This is a genomic window from Pseudarthrobacter sp. GA104, assembly GCF_009741265.1.
In the GTDB taxonomy this organism is placed as follows: Bacteria; Actinomycetota; Actinomycetes; order Actinomycetales; family Micrococcaceae; genus Arthrobacter.
Genome location: NZ_WOWL01000001.1, coordinates 2,484,479 through 2,501,917, shown reverse-complemented (window position 1 = coordinate 2,501,917; position 17,439 = coordinate 2,484,479). Strand labels below are relative to the sequence as shown.

The 17,439-nt window shown below is 66.5% G+C and carries 19 protein-coding genes and 1 tRNA gene; 12 read left to right on the top strand and 8 right to left on the bottom strand.

All coding sequences use genetic code 11. The features are described 5' to 3' along the window. Positions 1-60 precede the first annotated feature (60 nt). The 5 genes from GK109_RS11350 (at position 61) to GK109_RS11330 (ending at position 3,007) form a co-directional block, all read left to right on the top strand. Complete coding sequence (locus tag GK109_RS11350) at positions 61-603, top strand: heme-degrading domain-containing protein (protein ID WP_157240482.1); 543 nt, start codon at positions 61-63, stop codon at positions 601-603. A gap of 127 nt (positions 604-730) precedes the next feature. Beyond that, complete coding sequence (locus tag GK109_RS11345) at positions 731-1,309, top strand: DUF4383 domain-containing protein (protein WP_157240480.1); 579 nt, start codon at positions 731-733, stop codon at positions 1,307-1,309. Beyond that, entirely contained in the window at positions 1,296-2,393 is a 1,098-nt protein-coding gene (locus tag GK109_RS11340) for an iron-containing redox enzyme family protein (RefSeq protein WP_157240478.1), read from the top strand. The genes GK109_RS11345 and GK109_RS11340 overlap by 14 nt, the downstream gene beginning before the upstream one ends. Before the next feature lie 56 nt (positions 2,394-2,449). After that, positions 2,450-2,665 carry a CDGSH iron-sulfur domain-containing protein gene (locus GK109_RS11335; RefSeq protein ID WP_157240476.1) on the top strand — a complete coding sequence of 72 codons (216 nt, stop codon included), beginning with the start codon at positions 2,450-2,452 and terminating at the stop codon, positions 2,663-2,665. A 78-nt stretch (positions 2,666-2,743) separates the two neighbouring features. Continuing rightward, complete coding sequence (locus GK109_RS11330) at positions 2,744-3,007, top strand: DUF4235 domain-containing protein (RefSeq protein WP_104999338.1); 264 nt, start codon at positions 2,744-2,746, stop codon at positions 3,005-3,007. Between the two features lie 18 nt (positions 3,008-3,025). On the opposite strand, the gene mnhG is transcribed toward GK109_RS11330, so the two are convergent. From mnhG to GK109_RS11300, 6 genes are read right to left on the bottom strand one after another with little or no spacing between them, the layout of a single operon-like run. Beyond that, positions 3,026-3,427 (bottom strand): monovalent cation/H(+) antiporter subunit G, encoded by a 402-nt coding sequence (gene mnhG / locus GK109_RS11325; protein WP_157240474.1) that lies wholly within the window; start codon positions 3,425-3,427, stop codon positions 3,026-3,028. Further along, the gene (locus GK109_RS11320) at positions 3,417-3,695 is read right to left on the bottom strand and encodes a monovalent cation/H+ antiporter complex subunit F (RefSeq protein ID WP_157240472.1); all 279 of its coding nucleotides are present in this window, start codon (positions 3,693-3,695) and stop codon (positions 3,417-3,419) included. The genes mnhG and GK109_RS11320 overlap by 11 nt, the downstream gene beginning before the upstream one ends. Continuing rightward, a complete protein-coding gene (locus GK109_RS11315) occupies positions 3,692-4,237 on the bottom strand; it encodes a Na+/H+ antiporter subunit E (protein WP_157240470.1) in 546 nt (181 codons plus the stop codon). Before GK109_RS11315 ends, GK109_RS11320 begins: the two co-directional genes overlap by 4 nt. Continuing rightward, complete coding sequence (locus tag GK109_RS11310) at positions 4,234-5,838, bottom strand: Na+/H+ antiporter subunit D (protein ID WP_323057558.1); 1,605 nt, start codon at positions 5,836-5,838, stop codon at positions 4,234-4,236. Before GK109_RS11310 ends, GK109_RS11315 begins: the two co-directional genes overlap by 4 nt. After that, positions 5,835-6,356 carry a Na(+)/H(+) antiporter subunit C gene (locus GK109_RS11305; protein WP_157240469.1) on the bottom strand — a complete coding sequence of 174 codons (522 nt, stop codon included), beginning with the start codon at positions 6,354-6,356 and terminating at the stop codon, positions 5,835-5,837. Before GK109_RS11305 ends, GK109_RS11310 begins: the two co-directional genes overlap by 4 nt. Further along, positions 6,353-9,424 carry a Na+/H+ antiporter subunit A gene (locus GK109_RS11300; protein ID WP_370460549.1) on the bottom strand — a complete coding sequence of 1,024 codons (3,072 nt, stop codon included), beginning with the start codon at positions 9,422-9,424 and terminating at the stop codon, positions 6,353-6,355. Before GK109_RS11300 ends, GK109_RS11305 begins: the two co-directional genes overlap by 4 nt. A gap of 194 nt (positions 9,425-9,618) precedes the next feature. Here GK109_RS11300 and GK109_RS11295 point away from each other — a divergent pair, with 194 nt between their 5' ends. From GK109_RS11295 to GK109_RS11285, 3 genes are all read left to right on the top strand, one after another. Beyond that, a complete protein-coding gene (locus GK109_RS11295) occupies positions 9,619-11,022 on the top strand; it encodes an MFS transporter (RefSeq protein ID WP_157240467.1) in 1,404 nt (467 codons plus the stop codon). Between the two features lie 98 nt (positions 11,023-11,120). Next, positions 11,121-11,603 (top strand): cation:proton antiporter regulatory subunit, encoded by a 483-nt coding sequence (locus GK109_RS11290; RefSeq protein WP_157240465.1) that lies wholly within the window; start codon positions 11,121-11,123, stop codon positions 11,601-11,603. A 5-nt stretch (positions 11,604-11,608) separates the two neighbouring features. Further along, entirely contained in the window at positions 11,609-12,790 is a 1,182-nt protein-coding gene (locus tag GK109_RS11285) for a cation:proton antiporter (RefSeq protein WP_370460548.1), read from the top strand. A gap of 30 nt (positions 12,791-12,820) precedes the next feature. Here GK109_RS11285 and dcd read toward each other — a convergent pair whose 3' ends face one another. Then, positions 12,821-13,396 carry a dCTP deaminase gene (gene dcd, locus GK109_RS11280; protein WP_321214672.1) on the bottom strand — a complete coding sequence of 192 codons (576 nt, stop codon included), beginning with the start codon at positions 13,394-13,396 and terminating at the stop codon, positions 12,821-12,823. Positions 13,397-13,542: 146 nt separating this feature from the next. On the opposite strand from dcd, the gene GK109_RS11275 reads away from it, so the two are divergent. After that, complete coding sequence (locus GK109_RS11275; RefSeq protein ID WP_370460547.1) at positions 13,543-15,255, top strand: CAP domain-containing protein; 1,713 nt, start codon at positions 13,543-13,545, stop codon at positions 15,253-15,255. A 3-nt stretch (positions 15,256-15,258) separates the two neighbouring features. On the opposite strand, the gene GK109_RS11270 is transcribed toward GK109_RS11275, so the two are convergent. Continuing rightward, the gene (locus tag GK109_RS11270) at positions 15,259-15,738 is read right to left on the bottom strand and encodes an SRPBCC family protein (protein ID WP_157240464.1); all 480 of its coding nucleotides are present in this window, start codon (positions 15,736-15,738) and stop codon (positions 15,259-15,261) included. A gap of 237 nt (positions 15,739-15,975) precedes the next feature. Here GK109_RS11270 and GK109_RS11265 point away from each other — a divergent pair. From GK109_RS11265 to GK109_RS11260, 3 genes are all read left to right on the top strand, one after another. Beyond that, positions 15,976-16,049, top strand: a tRNA-Gly gene (locus tag GK109_RS11265). Between the two features lie 97 nt (positions 16,050-16,146). Beyond that, positions 16,147-16,287 carry a hypothetical protein gene (locus GK109_RS21920; protein ID WP_197432449.1) on the top strand — a complete coding sequence of 47 codons (141 nt, stop codon included), beginning with the start codon at positions 16,147-16,149 and terminating at the stop codon, positions 16,285-16,287. Next, positions 16,284-17,438, top strand: a complete 1,155-nt coding sequence (locus tag GK109_RS11260) for a N(5)-(carboxyethyl)ornithine synthase (protein WP_370460546.1) — start codon at positions 16,284-16,286, stop codon at positions 17,436-17,438. Before GK109_RS21920 ends, GK109_RS11260 begins: the two co-directional genes overlap by 4 nt. Position 17,439: the final 1 nt, after the last annotated feature.

Here is a 17,439-nt window from a genome sequence, read left to right as displayed (position 1 = left end):
GCAGAAATACCCTGTTGGGCGTTGTCCAGTTTACACCGCGGCGGGGGTAGATTGTGGGCCATGGCTGCCAATTCCCCGCATGTGACCGACTTCGACCCGGATTCCGATGCCATCCAGCCGGAGGGATCGCTGGCGGCACTGATCGCCCGGATTGAAGGCGAAGTCCGGGAACTGCAGTTTCCAGGCTTCTCCCTCGACGACTCCCTGAACCTGGGACTGCTCCTCGTGGAGCTGGGCAAGGAGCGCGGGCTGCCCATCGCGATTGACATCACGAAGGGCGGGCAGGTGCTGTTCCATGCGGCGCTGCCCGGTGCGACGCCGGATAACGATCACTGGATCCGGGCGAAGCAGCGCACGGCGGCACGGTATGAGGTCCCCTCACTGCTGGTGGGATTGCGCGGCCGGCTTCGCGGCGGCCGGATCGAGGACCAGGGATGGTTCGACCAGGGCCGGTACGCGGCGCACGGCGGCTCCTTCCCGCTGTACGTCACCGGAGTGGGCGCCGTGGCCACCGTCACGGTTTCAGGGCTTCCCCAAGTGCAGGATCACGACCTGGTGGTCGAAGCCCTGCGCGAAATGCTCCACTCCGCGGGGGCGGACTGATGCCAAAGCTGGCGGACTGACCCACACTGCACGCACGTCCACCGGCAGCAGAAATACAAAGGCTGCTTAGCATTTATTAGTAATCATGCTTACTATGTTGTCTTCCGGGTTTTGAGGAGAACAGGACATGGCAGCAAGCACCCGCCTGGCGGGCCCACGAACACGCCTGCAAAAGGCCGCCCTCGGAACGGGAATAGTCTTCGTCCTTTTCGGCGTCCTGGGCTTCATCCCGGGCGTTACCTCCAACTATGGCTCGTTGGGCTTTGCCGGACCTGGTTCAGGGGCGCTGCTATTGAGCGTCTTCCAAGTGTCCATTCTCCTTAACGCGCTCCACCTGCTCTTCGGGATTGCAGGGGTCCTGATGGCGCGGACGCATCCCCAGGCCAGGAACTTCCTCATCTACGGGGGCGTAACCTACCTGCTCCTGTGGTTGTACGGCTTCCTTGCGGGCGACACCACGCCTGCCAATTTCCTCCCCGCGAACAACGCAGACGACTGGCTGCACCTGGCCCTCGGCCTGGCCATGATTGCGCTGGCCATCATCCTGGCCGCCCGAGGCCCCGCCGTTCCCGCAGGCGTTGCCGGCAGCGACGGCAGCAACAGCGGCGACAGCGGCAACAGCGGCAACCGGTCAGGAAGCCTCAGCGACGACGTCACGGAACCGGCACCAACGCCGCACCTGAAGGAGCACTATGAAAATCCCTGAAGCGCGCGGTCCTGCCAGCACCGCCTTGTTCGCCCTTCTCACGGAGGCGCCCGGCACCCTTGGCACCCGCCCCTGCGGCCGCACCGCCGATGACCGAACCCTGGACGACGGAACAGCGGCGCTGCACCGGGCGGTCACCGGCCAGTTGGCTGCCACCCCGGACATCATTGGCGACGACGATCTCCAGCTGACGCTCTTCTGCCTCTACGAGCTCCACTACAGCGGACTCGAAGGCGTCAGCGATGAGTGGGAATGGGCGCCGGGACTGATCCAGGTCCGCCACCTGCTGGAAAAACCGTTCGAGTCAGCGCTCAGGCTGGCCGCCCGGGAAGCAGCCGGCGAACTGGAGCTTCCCGCGGCCTCGCGTCCCACCAGCGATGCCGTGGCCGATGTCCTGTTCAGCCTCGCAGCCCGCGACACCGGCCCCAGCCTCTCACGGTACGTGGCAAAGAAGGCCAGCCTGGACCAGCTCAAGGAATTCCTGATCCATAAGTCCATCTACCAGCTGAAGGAGGCGGATCCCCATACCTTTGCCATTCCCCGGCTGGCCGGGCGCCCCAAGGCCGCGCTGGTGGAAATCCAGGCGGATGAGTACGGCGGCGGACGTCCCGAACGGATGCACAGCGCACTTTTCGCCCGCACCCTGCGAGGCCTGGGAATGGCGGACGAATACGGCGCCTACGCCGATTCCGTCCCGGCCGTCTCCCTCGCCGCAGTGAACCTGATGTCCCTGTTCGCGCTGAACCGCCGGCTGCGGGGTGCCATCACCGGGCACCTTGCCATCTATGAGATGACCTCCTCCCAGCCCAACCGCTTATACGGGAGCGGTTTCCGGCGGCATGGATTCGATGCCGCCGTCACCCACTATTTCGATGAACACGTGGAAGCAGACGCCGTCCACGAGCAGATCGCCGGCCGCGACCTGGCCGGCGGCCTTGTCGAGGCCGAACCAGGACTTCTTGGAGACGTATTGTTTGGTGCCACGGCAGCCATGGCGGTGGACGGCAGGCTGTCTGCCCATCTCCTGCAGTCCTGGGAGAACGGCGGGACGTCACTAAGGGCGGCAGTCCCGGCGGCAGCATGAGCGGCGCCAGTCCCCCGCCGTCGTCCGTCACCCCGGCTACCTAAGCAGGAGCAAGAATGAACCAGGAACCCGCCGATAGCTCCATCGTGGTGTGCCCCGACGGTCCGCTGATCGTGCGCGGCGACTTCGAGATCGTCACGCCCTCCGGCGAACCGTTGCCCCGTGAACGGAAAACCGTGGCACTGTGCCGCTGCGGGGCGTCAGCCATCAAGCCCTATTGCGATGGGACGCACAAGATGATCAAGTTCCGGACGGAACCTCCGGCAACCTGAGCAAGGCCTGCACCGGCCGGCCGCCATCGCCGGTTAGGCTAGGGACAGCCCGTTTTCCGCCCGCAAGGAGTACTAGGAATGAACCTCTTCATCAAGCTGCTCGGCACTGGCGTGAGCCTCGGCGCAGGCTTTGTCGGCACGAAGCTCGTCAACGCCATCTGGGAAAAGACCACCGGCCGGAAGCCCCCCACCGGCAAGCACGAGGACGTCCCCACGAGCCTTCACTCGGCGCTGACGTTCGCCCTGATCTCTGCCTCGGTGAGCACCATCATCCAGGTCTTGGCCAACCGTGGCACCCAGCGCGCCATCACCCGGTTCGCCAAGAGCCAGGACATCGTCTAGCAGCACGCCGAACGGTGTTCAGCCGTCGCTGGAACCGTCCTCACGGGCGGCTTTGGCGGCGGCTTTCTGCACCACGGCCTCGAGCTCATCGGAGGTGAGGAGCTCGCGGTGCAGGTGCTTGGTGCGGTAGCCGGCCCGGCCCACCATGTGTGCCGAAACGGGCACGGTGAGCAGCTGGAAAATCCACGCCACCAACAGCACAGGCCACACCCACCAGGTGCGCAGCTGCAGGCCGATGGACGCCAGGAGCAGGAACAGCCCCAGCACCTGCGGCTTGGTGGCGGCATGCATGCGGCTGAGCAGGTCGGGGAACCGCAGCAAGCCGATGGCCGCGCCGAGGGACATGATGGCCCCGACGATCATGAACACGGCGGACAGCACATCCACCCAGGCGTCCAGGCCAGTGGAATCAGGACTCATTGGGCTGCTCCCTCCGGTCCGCCACGAACCTTGCCACCGTCACGGACCCGATAAAGCCGATGATGGAAATGGCCACCACCAGCATCAGGTTGTTCAGGTGCCTGTTGACGGCCATGTCCACGCACAGGGCACCGCCCAGGATGGCCAACAGGACGTCCGTGGCCAGCACCCGGTCCAGCAGTGAAGGCCCCCGGGAGATCCTGATGATGGCACCGGCGGCGGCCACCGAGAAAATTACGGCAGTAATAGCCAGGACGGTCTGCATCATGCGCCGGCCTCCATTCGCACGGTTTCGAGTTCTTCCTTGGTGCCCATGATCCTGATCAGCCCCGCCTCGATGGACCGCACCTCGTTTTTCAGGTTTTCGACTTCCTGCGGGGAACTGATGTTGAGCGCATGCAGGTAGAGGGTGGACGTGGAGCGGTCCACCTCCACCACCAGCGAGCCCGGAATCAGGGAAATCACGTGCCCCGTGGCCGTGACCATCAGGTCCTGGCGGCTGCGGAGCGGGACGGCGACGACGGCGTTGGTCACCTTCGGCCCCTTGGCGATGGCGAGGTACAGGAGCTGCGCGCTGGCAGCCGCCACCTTGGCCAGGAAGACGAGCGCGAAGGGAACGGCGTACAGGATGTTGAACCGGCCGCTGAGTTCCACCGGCGGAAGGTAGAACAGACGCGCAACCGCCACGGCCAGCAACGCCCCGAACAGGAGGTTGCCGGGGCTGAAGTCCTGCCACAGGGCACCCCACACAATGACCAGCCAGACCAGGAGCGGCAGCTCCTGGCGGAGGGAAATACGGCGGCGGCTCATTTTCCCCCTCCCGGCGTGGCAACCATCGGAACGTCGATGTTTCCGCCCAGGACAGCGTGGATGTAGGAGGTCCGGTCCAGCATGTCGCGCGCAGCCTGGTCCGAGACCGTGAACAGCGGCCCCGCGAAAACCGTCAGGGCAAGGCCGAGGACCACCAGCCCCACTGTCGAGCCCACCATGGTGCGCGGAAGCAGGGTGACGGTGTTCCGTTTGGCGCCAGGACCGTCGGCCCGCCCGGCGGCCGGGGCAAGCAGCACCGGATCCGGGTGCTCGGCGTCCGAGGGCCGGCGCCAGAACGCACGGTTCCACACCCTGGCTACGGCAAGCAGGGTCAGCAGGCTGGTAAGCACCCCGCCGATCACCAGCACGTACGCGAGCGGCGTCCCCAGTTCAATCCCGGCCTGCATGAGCCCCACCTTCCCCAGGAAGCCGGAGAACGGCGGAATTCCGGCCAGGTTCATTGCGGGAATGAAGAACAGCAGTGCCAGCAGCGGGGACAGCTTGGCGAGGCCGCCCAGCCGGTCCACCGAGGAGCTCCCGCCGCGGCGTTCGATCAGCCCCGTCACCAGGAAGAGGCTGGTCTGGATGGTGATGTGGTGCGCCACATAGAAGACTGCGGCTCCCAGCCCTGCCGCGGAGGACATCGCCAAGCCAAACACCATGTACCCGATGTGGCTCACCAGGGTGAAGGAAAGCAGACGTTTGATGTCGCTCTGCGCCAGGGCACCCAGGATCCCCACCACCATGGTCAGCAGGGCGGCCACCATGAGGGGAGTATTCAGGGAATCCCCGGGAAAGAGGAGCGTCTCGGTCCGCACCATGGCATAGACGCCAACCTTGGTGAGCAGGCCGGCGAACACGGCCGTGACCGGCGCCGGGGCGGTGGGGTAGGAGTCGGGCAGCCAGAACGACAGCGGGAACACGGCCGCCTTGATGCCGAACGCCACCAGCAGCATCACGTGCAGGAGGGTCCTGGTGCCCTGGTCCAGCTCACCGAGCTTCATGGCAAGATCGGCCATGTTGACCGTTCCGGTGGCCCCGTAGACCATGGCGATCGAGATCAGGAACAGCACCGACGACACCACGGACACCACCACATAGGTGACGCCCGCCCGGATGCGGGGCCCCGTGCCGCCCAGCGTCATCAGCACGTAGCTTGCCGTCAGCAGGATCTCGAAACCGACGTAAAGGTTGAAGAGGTCGCCGGAAAGGAACGCATTGGACACCCCGGCCACCAGGATCAGGTACGTGGGGTGGAAGATCGAGACGGGCGCGTCCTGGTCGCCGTCGGCCATGCCCTGCCCGGTGGCGTAGACCAGCACGGCCAGGCTCACCGCCGAGGAGACCACCAGCATCAGGGACGAGAACTGGTCCACCACCATCACAATGCCCCACGGCGGCAGCCAGCCGCCGATGCTCACCGCCGCCGTGCCGCCGTCCCACACGGAGGCCAGCAGGAGGCATTCGAGCAGGAGCGTGAGGGACAGCAGGAGGATGCTGACCACCCGCTGGGCCCGTGAGTGGCGGATCAGCAGGAAGGTCAGGGCGGCGCCCACGATGGGCAGTACGACGGCGAGCGGCGCGAGGCTTGCGAGGTTCACTTTCCGCCTTCTTCCGGGCCGGGGGTGATGTTTTCCGAGCCGGGCTTTTCTTCCGCTGCTGCCTGCTCCGCGGGTATTTCGCGGCCGCCGGCCAGGACCGTGGCCATCGGGAACTCGGATGTCTCTGCGGGGACCTCGGCGTCGTCCTCGGCGTCGAAGCTTGGTGTTTCCGCAACCCGGAGGTCCTCGATGTCGGCCTGGATCTCATCCCGGCGGGCCAGGACCCAGGTGCGGTAGATGATGCCGAGCATAAAGGCGGTGACGGCAAAGGAAATGACGATGGACGTGAGGATCAGCGCCTGCGGAAGTGGATCGCTGTAGTCCCCGGCCGCAATGTCCTTTGAGTACAGCGGCGCGAGCCCCGCGTACCCTCCCGTCGCCAGGATCAGGAGGTTGGTTGCATTGGCCAGGAGCATCAGCCCCAGCAGGACACGCGTCAGGCTGCGTTCCAGGATCAGGTAGATGCCGCAGGCGTACAGGGCTCCCATGATGATCAGGAGGGTCAGGTTCACACTCATGCTTGGCCCCTTGCGGTGGTTTCGGGAGCCAAGCCTTCGGGCTCGTGCTCCCAGTCGGGAGCTGGTGCCGGCGCCTCCAAGGTGGAGTCCTGTCCTTCGGCCGGCGTTCCGCCTGCAGCCGCGGAGCGCTCTTCAAAGTGTTCGTCGATCTCGGCCCCGAGGCTGCGCAGGACGTCCAGGACCAGGCCCACCACCACGATGTAGACGCCGATGTCAAAGATGGTGGAGGTGACGAACTTGATGTCGCCGAACACCGGCAGCCACAGTTCGATGATGGCCGTCTGGAAGACCTGGCCGCCCAGCAGCAGCGGCACCACGCCCGAAGCCGCAGCCACGGCGAGCCCGATCCCCAGCAGGGCGCCGGCACTCACCGGTGTGGCTTCGCGGAGCTCGAACCGTCCCCCGGCCAGGTACCGGATGGTCAGGGCGAGGCCCGCCGTGAGGCCGCCTGCGAATCCGCCGCCGGGCAGGTTGTGGCCGGCCAGCAGGAGGTAGAGCGAGAAGATGACCATGGAGTGGAAGATCAGCCGGGTGACCACCTCGAAGATGATGGACCGGCGCTCCGGCGCCAGGGTCCGGCCGGCAACGATCCACGCGTCCCGCGCGGACGCGGCGAACTTCCGGCTGACGGCCAGGGCTGCCGCGTCCCGGGTGCCGGGGTCGACGCCGCGGTGGCGGCCCACCGTGCCCTCGGCAACCGTGGCGGACTTCAGGATCCGGTCGCCGCGGCCGCGGACGAAGATGAGGCTCGCCACGCCGGTGGCCGCCAGCGCAAGGACCGTGATTTCACCGAACGTGTCCCAGGCACGGATATCCACGAGGGTGACGTTGACGATATTGAGTCCGCCACCGCCCTCGTAGGCCAGGCGCGGGAACTCCAGGGAGACGGGGGTGGCGATCCGTGCGCCCATGGCGTAGATCGCGGCGAACACCATGGTGGCGCCAAAGCCCAGGCCGATGATTACGCGCACCACCCTGTACTTGCCGCCGGTGCGGTCCCGGAGCTCGGCCGGCAGGCTGCGCATCGCCAGGACGAAGGCCACCAGGATGATGGTTTCCACGAGCATCTGCGTCAGGGCCAGGTCCGGGGCGCCCTGCAGCGCGAACATCAGGGCAATGCCGTACCCGGTCACGGACACCATCAGGACCGCCAGGAACCGTTTGTTGGCTTTCACTGCGGCCAGGGCGCCGATCACGATGCCCGCGCCCACCACCAGCTGGAGCGGGGAACCGGGGTCCACAAGGTAGATTCCGTCCGGCAACGGCTTGCCGGCCAGCAGGATGGCGGACAAGGGCAACACGAACGCGACGCTGAGAATGACGGCCAGGTAGTAGTACAGCGAACCGCGCTGCGTGCGGCCGGTGATCCACACCGCCACGTCATCCAGCGCACCGATGGTGTTCTGGTAAGCCTTGTCCCCGTCCACCCACGGCGGTACCAGGGCCTGCGCCCGCGAGACCGCGTTGCGGCCAAAGTACATCGCCAGGCCGAGTGCGAACGTGAGGGCCGTCAGGCCCAGCGCAGGAGTGAAGCCGTGCCACAGCGCCAGGTGGCCGGCCTGCCCGGCGGCTGATCCGGCGTCGGCCGCGGTGGACGCAAAGAGGGCCGCGTACGGCTGGATCCACGCATCTACGGGGGCCGGCCACAGTCCATAGGCGACGGTCAGGAGGCTGAGGATGGCCGGTGCGGCCAGGAACGACGGCCTGATGGCCTTGAAGGGCGTGGGCTCCACCCCTGGCTTGACGGCGAAAGCCCCCCACATGAAGCGCGCACTGTAGGCGAAAGTGAGGATGGAGCCCAGGACCAGGCCGGCAAGGACCACCATGCCCCACGGCCCGGCAGCCGGGTCGCTGGCATGGTGGACAAAAGCCTCGAGCACCGACTCCTTGGCCACGAAGCCGGCCAGCAGCGGGAGCCCCGCCATGGACGCGGCTCCAATGGCGGCGACTACCCCGAGCGCGCGGGAACTCCGGAACACCCCGGACAGCTTCCGGACATCGCGTGTCCCCGACTGGTGGTCGATGATGCCCACCACAAGGAACAGGGTGGCCTTGAACAGGCCGTGCGCAAGGAGCATCGCCAGGCCCGCCAGGGCGGCATCCGGCGTGCCAAGGCCCACCACCACGGTGAGGAAACCCAGCTGGCTGACGGTGCCGTGGGCAAGGATGAGCTTGATATCGCTCTGCCGCAGCGCCCGGTAGCCGCCCACCAGCATGGTGGCCAGGCCAAGTCCCAGCACCAAGGGCTGCCAGTAAGCCGTCTCGGAAAAGCCCGGAGCGAGCCGGGCCACCAGGTAGACGCCGGCTTTGACCATCGCCGCGGCGTGCAGGTAGGCGCTGACAGGAGTTGGCGCCGCCATGGCGCCGGGAAGCCAGAAGTGGAAGGGGACAAGCGCGGATTTGGTGATGGCGCCCACCAGGATGAGCACGACGGCGGCGGTCACCAGCGAGCCGGAGTCTCCGCCGGCGAGGGCGGGCGCCTGGTCCAAGATGCCGGAGATGCGGTAGGTTCCGGCCGCGTGGCCCAGCATGATGAGGCCCACCAGCATGGCAAGCCCGCCGGCCGTGGTGACGATCAGCGCCTGCAGGGCGGACCGCCGTGCGGCCAGCCTGGTCCGCGCGAATCCGATCAGGAGGTAGGACAGGATGGTGGTGAGTTCCCAGAAGATGAACAGCAGCAGCAGGTCATCGGCAACCACCAGCCCGAACATGGCGCCGGCAAAGGCCAGGAGCTGCGCACCGAAAGCGCCAAGGTCCTGGTCCTTCTTCTTGAAATACCGGGCGCAATAGACCAGGACAAGGGAACCCACACCCAGCACCAGCAGCGACATGACCCAGGCCAGTGCGTCCATCCGGAAGGCAAGCTCAAGCTTGAGTCCGGGGATCCAGGGGACTGCTTCGCTGACGGATCCTGTTCCGGAATAGATAGGACCGTGCTGCAGCAGCAGCCAACCGAAGGAGGCCGCGGGAGCGGCGGCCAGTGCGTAGAACGCGTTGCGGCCCCAGGCCCTGAACAGGAGTGGCGCGAGGACAGCCACCGAAAAGTGCACGGCAAGGACTGTGATCACTGGTATCTCCGCAACGTCAGGGATTCGATTGTCAAAAGTTGGAGCAGGCGGTTCATTCGTTGGGTCCGGGAAGGTTCAGTTTATCAAGGCCGCGGTGCCGCCTTCCCCGTCTTTGCCGGCGGGCCGCCCGCCGACACCGGCGTCCCGGGGTTCGCTCCGCGTCCTGTTCGCCGCAGGCGGATACGATGCATCCTATGAACAGCGCCAGCGCTCCCGGGGCAACGCAGTCGTCCTCGGAACTTGAATCCGGGACCCAGGCCACCAGCAAGGGCCGCATCCTGGCGTGGGCGTCCTGGGACTGGGGATCAGCGGCCTTCAACGCGGTGATGACCACATTCGTCTTCACCGTCTACCTCACCTCCAACGCCTTCGGCGGCGAAGACCGGGCCTCGGCGGTCCTTGGAGCTGCACTGGCAGTCGCAGGCCTGGCCATTGCCCTGCTGGCACCGGTCACGGGCCAGCGCTCTGACGCCGGCGGCCGGCGCAAGCTGTGGCTGGGAGTCAACACGGCCGCCGTCGCCATCCTTACGGCGCTGTGTTTCTTCGTGTTCCCGCAGCCGGAATTCCTGCTGTTGGGCGTGACCCTCATTGCGCTGGGCAACGTGTTCTTCGAGTTCGCCGGCGTCAACTACAACGCCATGCTCGCGCAGATCTCCACGCCGCGGAACATCGGCAAGGTCAGCGGCCTCGGCTGGGGCGCGGGCTACCTTGGCGGCATCGTGGCCCTGCTGATCGTGCTCCAGCTGTTCGTCCAGCCCCGCTTTGACTGGTTCGGGGCGTCCACGCAGGACAGCCTGAACATCCGCCTGGTGGCCGTCTTTTCGGCGCTCTGGTTCTTCATCTTCGCCCTTCCCGTGCTCTTCGCCGTTCCCGAACTCCCCCGCGCTGCCCAGGCACGGCGGCTCGGCTTCCTGGCCAGCTATGGGCTGCTGGTCCGGCGGATCAAGGCGATCTACGCCACCAGCCCGCACACCATCTACTTCCTGCTGGCCAGCGCCGTGTTCCGCGACGGGCTGGCCGCCGTCTTCACCTTCGGCGGGATCATCGCCGCGGGCACCTTCGGCTTTGAGCTGTCCCAGGTGATCTTCTTCGCCATCTTCGGGAATGTGGTGGCGGCTGTGGGCGCGGTCATCGGCGGGTTCCTGGACGACCGGATCGGCCCGAAGCGGGTGATCATCGGATCGCTGGCGGGCCTCCTGGTTGCCGGCACCGTCATCCTGGTGCTCGGCAACGGCGACTACGTGTTCCTGGGCATGGCCTGGGCCGGCAGCACCACCTTCTGGGTGTTCGGGCTCTTCCTTTGCCTGTTCGTGGGGCCCGCCCAGTCCTCATCACGGGCCTACCTTGCCCGGCTTGCCCCGCATGGGGAATCCGGCGAGCTCTTTGGCCTCTACGCCACCACCGGCCGCGCCGTCAGCTTCCTGGCGCCGGCGCTCTTCACCCTGAGCATCGCCCTGGCCACTCCCTTCGTGGCCCCGGGCGAGGCGCAGCGCTGGGGCATCCTGGGCATCATGGTGGTGCTCCTGGCCGGGCTGCTGGTCCTGCTGCCGGTGAAGTCTCCGGACAAGGCCCCCATCGCGGTGGTTCCGGCCGCCTAGGCGCGGCGGATTCACGGGATGCCGGCTGGTCCTGCGGTACCTCCCGGACCCGTGGCCGCCCCCACGCCAACAGGGCCTTGGCAGACTAGGCTGGAAGCATGAACGTGGACGAAACGAACCTTCCCGGCCTGGGCCGGCGCAAGGATTTCATGACGGCCTCCGGCCGCCGGATCGGCGTGGTGGAGCTGCGTGAGGGCCAGACGGAACTGATTGTTTCCACCTGGGATGATCCCGATACCTGCCAGGCATCCATACCCCTTACCAGCGAGGAGGCCGCAACCCTGGGCAATCTCCTCGGCGGGCAGCACCTGGCCATGAAACTGACGGAAGAGCACAAGGACGTTCCGGGAATTGTGACCCGCCAGTTCTCCATCGCCCCGGACTCCCCGTTCCAGAACCAGCCCATGGGCAAGGCCTGCATCCGCACCAGGTGCGGCGTCTCCATCGTGGCCATCATGCGCGAAGGCGAGGTGCTCCCCTCGCCGGGACCCGACGTCGTCCTTCACACAGGCGACCTGCTGGTGGCGGTGGGCACCCAGGAAGGCCTCGACGCGGCAGCCGATATCCTGCGTCACGGATAAACGCCGTGGATCCGCTGGCCCTGACCCTCGTTGAACTGGGGGCCGTTGTGTTCTGCCTCGGCCTCCTGGCCAGGCTGGCCGGACGGATCGGAATGTCACCCATCCCGCTCTACCTCCTGGGCGGGCTGGCCTTCGGCGCCGGCGGCATCGTCAAGCTGGAGGGGATGCAGGAGTTCGCGCATCTCTCCGGGGAAATCGGCGTGATCCTGCTGCTTCTTATGCTCGGACTGGAATATACGGCAGCGGAGCTGTTTACTGGCCTGCGTCGGTCCTGGCAGGCCGGTGTCCTGGACCTGGTCCTGAACTTCCTGCCCGGCGCGGCCCTTGCCTACCTGCTGGGCTGGGGCGGCGTCGGCGCCATGGTGATGGGCGGGGTCACCTACATCTCCTCATCGGGGATCGCGGCCAAGGTCATCACGGACCTGGGCCGGCTGGGCAACCGGGAAACGCCGGTGGTCCTGTCCATCCTGGTGTTCGAGGACCTGGCCATGGCCGTCTATCTTCCGGTCCTCACCACCATCCTTGCCGGGGTCAGCTTCCTCGGCGGCCTCACCACCGTGGGCATTGCCCTTGCCGTTGTGAGCGTGGTGCTGATGGTGGCCCTGCGCCACGGGCATCACGTGTCCAAGGCCGTCCATAGCGAGAACTCGGAAGTGTTCCTCCTGAACGTGCTGGGCGCCGCCCTGCTGGTGGCCGGCCTGGCCTCCGCCATGCAGGTTTCCGCGGCGGTGGGTGCCTTCATGCTCGGCATCGCCATCTCAGGGGCAACGGCCCACAACGCCACCCGCATCCTGGAACCGCTCCGGGACCTCTTCGCCGCCATCTTCTTCGTGGCTTTCGGGCTCAACACCGATCCTTCATCCATCCCGCCGGTGCTCGGCTGGGCACTGGTGCTGGCTGTCATCACAGCGGCCACCAAGATGGCCACCGGGATCTGGGCGGCCAAGCGCGCAGGGATCGCCAGGCCCGGACGGTTTCGCGCCGGCGCCACGCTCGTTGCGCGCGGCGAGTTCTCCATCGTCATCGCCGGCCTGGCAGTGGCGTCAGGAGCGGTTTCGGATGAACTGGCAGCCCTTGCCACTGCGTACGTCCTGCTCATGGCCGTCATCGGTCCGCTGGCTGCCCGCTATGTTGAGCCGCTGGTGAGGCCATTGCTGCGGCCCCGGAGCGTGGCCGCCAAAGCCTAGGAACGCGGGCCTGATGCCAACCGCGCGCGCCTAGATCGACGTGCGGTGGAAGTTCAGGTGGCTGCGGCTCGCCGTGGGGCCGCGCTGGCCCTGGTAGCGGTTGCCGTACTCGCCCGATCCGTAGGGGTGCTCCGCCGCGGAGGACAGCCGGAAGAAGCACAGCTGGCCGATCTTCATGCCGGGCCACAGCTTGATAGGCAGCGTGGCCATGTTGGAAAGCTCCAGGGTGACGTGGCCCGAAAAACCGGGGTCGATGAAGCCCGCGGTGGAGTGTGTCAGCAGCCCCAGCCGGCCCAGGGAGGACTTGCCCTCCAGCCGGGCGGCGATGTCGTCCGGCAGCGTGACGGTTTCATAGGTGGAACCCAGCACGAACTCGCCCGGATGCAGGATGAACGGCTCGTTCTGTTCCACCTCCACCAGGCGGGTGAGCTCCGGCTGTTCCTCCGCCGGGTCGATGTGTGCGTACTTGTGGTTATCGAACAGGCGGAAGAATTTGTCGATCCTCACGTCCACGGAGGACGGCTGGACCATCGCCGGTTCGTACGGCTCAAGCACGATCCGCTGGGAGTCTATTTCGGCACGAATGTCGCGGTCAGAGATCAGCACCGTCCCAAATTACCGCATGGCCTATCAGTACCTGTTATCCACAACCGCATTCTTTCGTTGTTGCTGGCGTCTGCTGGGGCTAATGTTGCCTCAGTGATTCAGGCGCCGGATGGTCTCCCGGATGGCCCAACAGAGCTGGGGTTGTTGTGAATAAATTGGTGGCGCCCGCCTTCATTGGCGCGCTCTGCGCTTTGGCGCTGGTCTCCTCGTCGGCCGGCACGCCTCCCCTGCCGCTGTCGCCTGGGGTGACAACGGGAGCGGCGGGTCCGTCCAGCGTCGTCCTGGCCACGGCCACCGTGAACGACGACGGCGGTACCTCCGCGGGCGAAAGCCCGGCTGCGTCGGGGCTCACCCCCGCCGTGGAACCTGGCATCCGTCCGGCGTCGCCCGCGGGCGCTGCCGTCGCAGTGGCACCGGAGCCTGCACCCGCTGCGCCGTCACCTGGCGTGCAGGCGGCACCGGCGCCGAGTACGGCCACTGCGGAACCGGCCCCCGAGGTCCCCTGGATTCCGCCGCTCTGGGCCCCGGATGAAGAACTGGCCTCACCGGCGCCCTCCCGCTTGGCGGCTCCCGAGTCGGCCACCGCACTGCCTTCGACGGAGGCCCTGGTTCCGGACAGCAATGCCGCAGCGATTCTCACAGTCTTCACCAAAATCAATGAGTACCGGGCGTCCAAGGGCCTTAATCCGGTGAAATACCACCCAACGGTGGCCGGGCTGGCGCAGGAGTGGTCGGACAGCATCGCGTCCCGCGAGGTAATTGAGCACCGCGCCAGTTTCTGGACCGATCCGCGTGCCCTCAGTCCGACCAACGGCGCCGGCGAGGTCATCGCTATCCGAACTGACCGCGATGCCGCGCTGCTCGTGGAATGGTGGAAGAGCTCCGCCGGCCATAACGCCATGCTGCTCGATCCGCGCTTCAACGTCATGGGCGCCGGCATCTCGTACACGGACCGCACGTACCAGATCTGGGGAGTGGTGAACTTCTTCGGCTATACCACTCTTCCAGCCGGCACCCTCGATGCTCCCGGCGGTGCCGGGTCCGGCAACGCCTTCCCACCGGCGGCAGCCAGCGTGTGCGACGCACCCGTCAAACATATGCCGCCCACGCTGGACCTCTCAGCCGCAGCGGTCAAGGGGCCGGGTGACCTCGTGACCGTCGATTCCGCCGGACAGCTCCTTGCCCGCGCTGCCACCGGCGCGCGCACCTATGCCGCCGCCAGGGTCATCGGTTCAGGCTTCACGGGCGCCAAGGAGGTGTTCGTGACCGACTGGGACCGGGATGGTGCCTACGATCTCCTGACCCAGTGGACCGACGGCACCCTGACCCTGCACCGGGGCATCGCCACAGGCGGGTTCCAGGCCGCTGCCACCCTCGGGAGAGGGGGATGGGAGCCCCTCACCCTTGCCGTGGGTGGCTGGTGCGCCAACAACCGGATGCCGCAGCTGCTTGCGCTGGACGGAGCCGGGAGTCTCTTCCTGTACCCGAACAAGGGCCTGGGCGACCTTTCAGAGCGTGCGTTCGTAGGCTCTGTCGGCGCTGCCCGGAAGCTGTCCATGGTGGACTACGACGCCGACGGGTTCCAGGATGTCCTCGCGCTGCGGGCCGACGGATCGGTCCAGCTCCACCGCGGCTGGGGCACCCCCGCGCTGCGCGCCGAAACAAGGCCTACGGTCGCCACCGGCTGGGGAGACGTAACAGGCATCAGGGCTCTGAGGGACGTCACCGGACTGAACTCCACGGGGCTGGCGCTGCGGCGGGCAACCGATGTTGTCCAGTACTGGGACCTGACCTCGGGAAGCCTGGCGGCGCCGTCGAACATTCCAGGACCTTGGACCGGGCAGCGGCTGGCGCAGTAGGCACTAGATGGCCGGCTGGAGCTCCAGGACGTCCTTGAGGCGTTCCAGCTGGGCCACTTCGGAACGGAGGTTCCGTTGGAACATCCTGCTGGTAAAGCCGAGCTTGTTCAGGAAACCGGGCCGGTTCAGGAACCCGATGGCCTCCTTCGCCCGGGCTTCCAGGGCAAACCGGACACGCGTTCCCCCGGATTCCGTACTGAGGTAATACCCGCCCGAACGGTGCGCAGGTCCGGAGACGACCTGGAACTCGATCTCCGCGCCGGGCCGGGCCGTGGTAATTTCCAGTTCCGCTGGAATGCTCAGTCCGGACCGCCCGGCCACCATCTTCCGGTAGACCGCGCCCTTGGCGGCGGAAGCGCCCTGCAGCAGCGTGACGCTGCGGACCGAGTCGCACCAGAGCGGAAGATTGGTGGCATCCAGCAGGTACAGGTATACGGCCATGGCGTCACGACTGATCAGGACCTCATGCTCCGCAAATGCCATGGGGATCTTTCTGTGTGGACGTCGGCTGGCCGCAGCAGCTGCGCCCCCCGGCACCGCAGCTACCCGGTTCAGGTTAGCCAGCGCTCCGCGTGCCCACCTAGCCACGGCCGCGGACGTTATTCAAGAGTTACTGGATGACGCGCGGGCCGGCCAGGACACGGCGCCCGGCGCCTCGAATGGGCAGGGCAGGCACACATCTGCGCTAAGCTATGTTCTGCCCCTCCTCGGCGGGGCATTGCGGCTGTAGCTCAATGGTAGAGCGCTAGCTTCCCAAGCTTGATACGCGGGTTCGATTCCCGTCAGCCGCTCCATGTTTTCAGGGGGGCCGCCAGCACCCGCCGGGCCATTAGGTACCGCCCTGTATCGTCAGTAGTCAGGAACCTATTCGGTTCCACTACAGGAGCGATCATGGCTGACAAGTCCCCCCGTCAAGCAGCATCCAAGAAATCCGGCAAGTCCATCAAGGAAAAGCGCGCAGATAAGCGGGCCGCCGCAGCGCCGGCGAGTTCCCTGGATATCACCTCGAGCAAGGCCGCCAAAAAGAAGTGACCGGCCAACAGAGCCAACTCACCCTTGGCGTGCTGGCGTCCACCAGGAAACCGGACGAACGCCGCCTCCCCATCCATCCCCTTCATTTCGAGCGCATTGCGCCGGAGATCCGCCAGCACATCATCCTTGAGCACGGCTACGGGGAACGCTTCGGCGTTTCGGACGCGCACCTCTCCACCCTGGTGGGCAGGATGGCCGGCAGGGAGGCCCTCCTGGCGGAGGCCGACGTCGTCCTCCTGCCGAAGCCGCAAGCGGAGGATTTGTCCGACCTGCGGGACGGCCAGGTCCTCTGGGGCTGGCCGCACTGTGTCCAGGACCGCGCCATTACGCAGCTGGCCATTGACAAGAAGCTCACGCTGATCGCTTTCGAGGCCATGAACCACTGGGCCAGCGATGGCGGCTTCGGGCTGCACGTCTTCCACAAGAACAACGAGCTCGCAGGGTACTGCTCAGTGCTCCACGCACTGGCACTGACCGGCTCAACCGGCGACTACGGACGCCGGCTCAGCGCCACAGTCATCGGTTTCGGCGCTACGGCACGCGGCGCCGTTACGGCCTTGAATGCCCATGGCATCCACGACGTCCAGGTGCTCACCAACCGCGGGGTGGCCGCCGTCGGCGCCCCCATCCACTCGGTCAACATCGTCCAGTTCGATCACGACGCCGAAGCACCCTTCCTCAGTCAGGTCATCACTGAACGGGGCAGGGTGCCGCTGGCGCCGTTCCTGGCCGAGAGCGACATCGTGGTCAACTGCACCCTGCAGGATCCCAACAACCCGCTGACCTATCTGCGCACGGAGGACCTCGCCGCGTTCAACCCGGGCAGCCTCATCGTGGACGTGTCATGCGACGAGGGAATGGGTTTCAGCTGGGCACGGTCCACCACCTTCGCGGACCCCATGTTCACGGTGGGCGACCATATCAACTACTACGCCGTTGACCACAGCCCGTCCTACCTCTGGAACTCCGCCAGCTGGGAAATCAGCCAGGCCCTGCTGCCGTTCCTGGAAACTGTGGTCAGCGGCCCCGAGGCATGGGACGGCAACGAAACCATTTCCCGCGCCATCGAGATCCGCGACGGCGTGGTCCGCAACAAGGACGTGCTCGAATTCCAGAAACGGGAAGAGGCTTACCCGCACCGGGCGCTTTAGC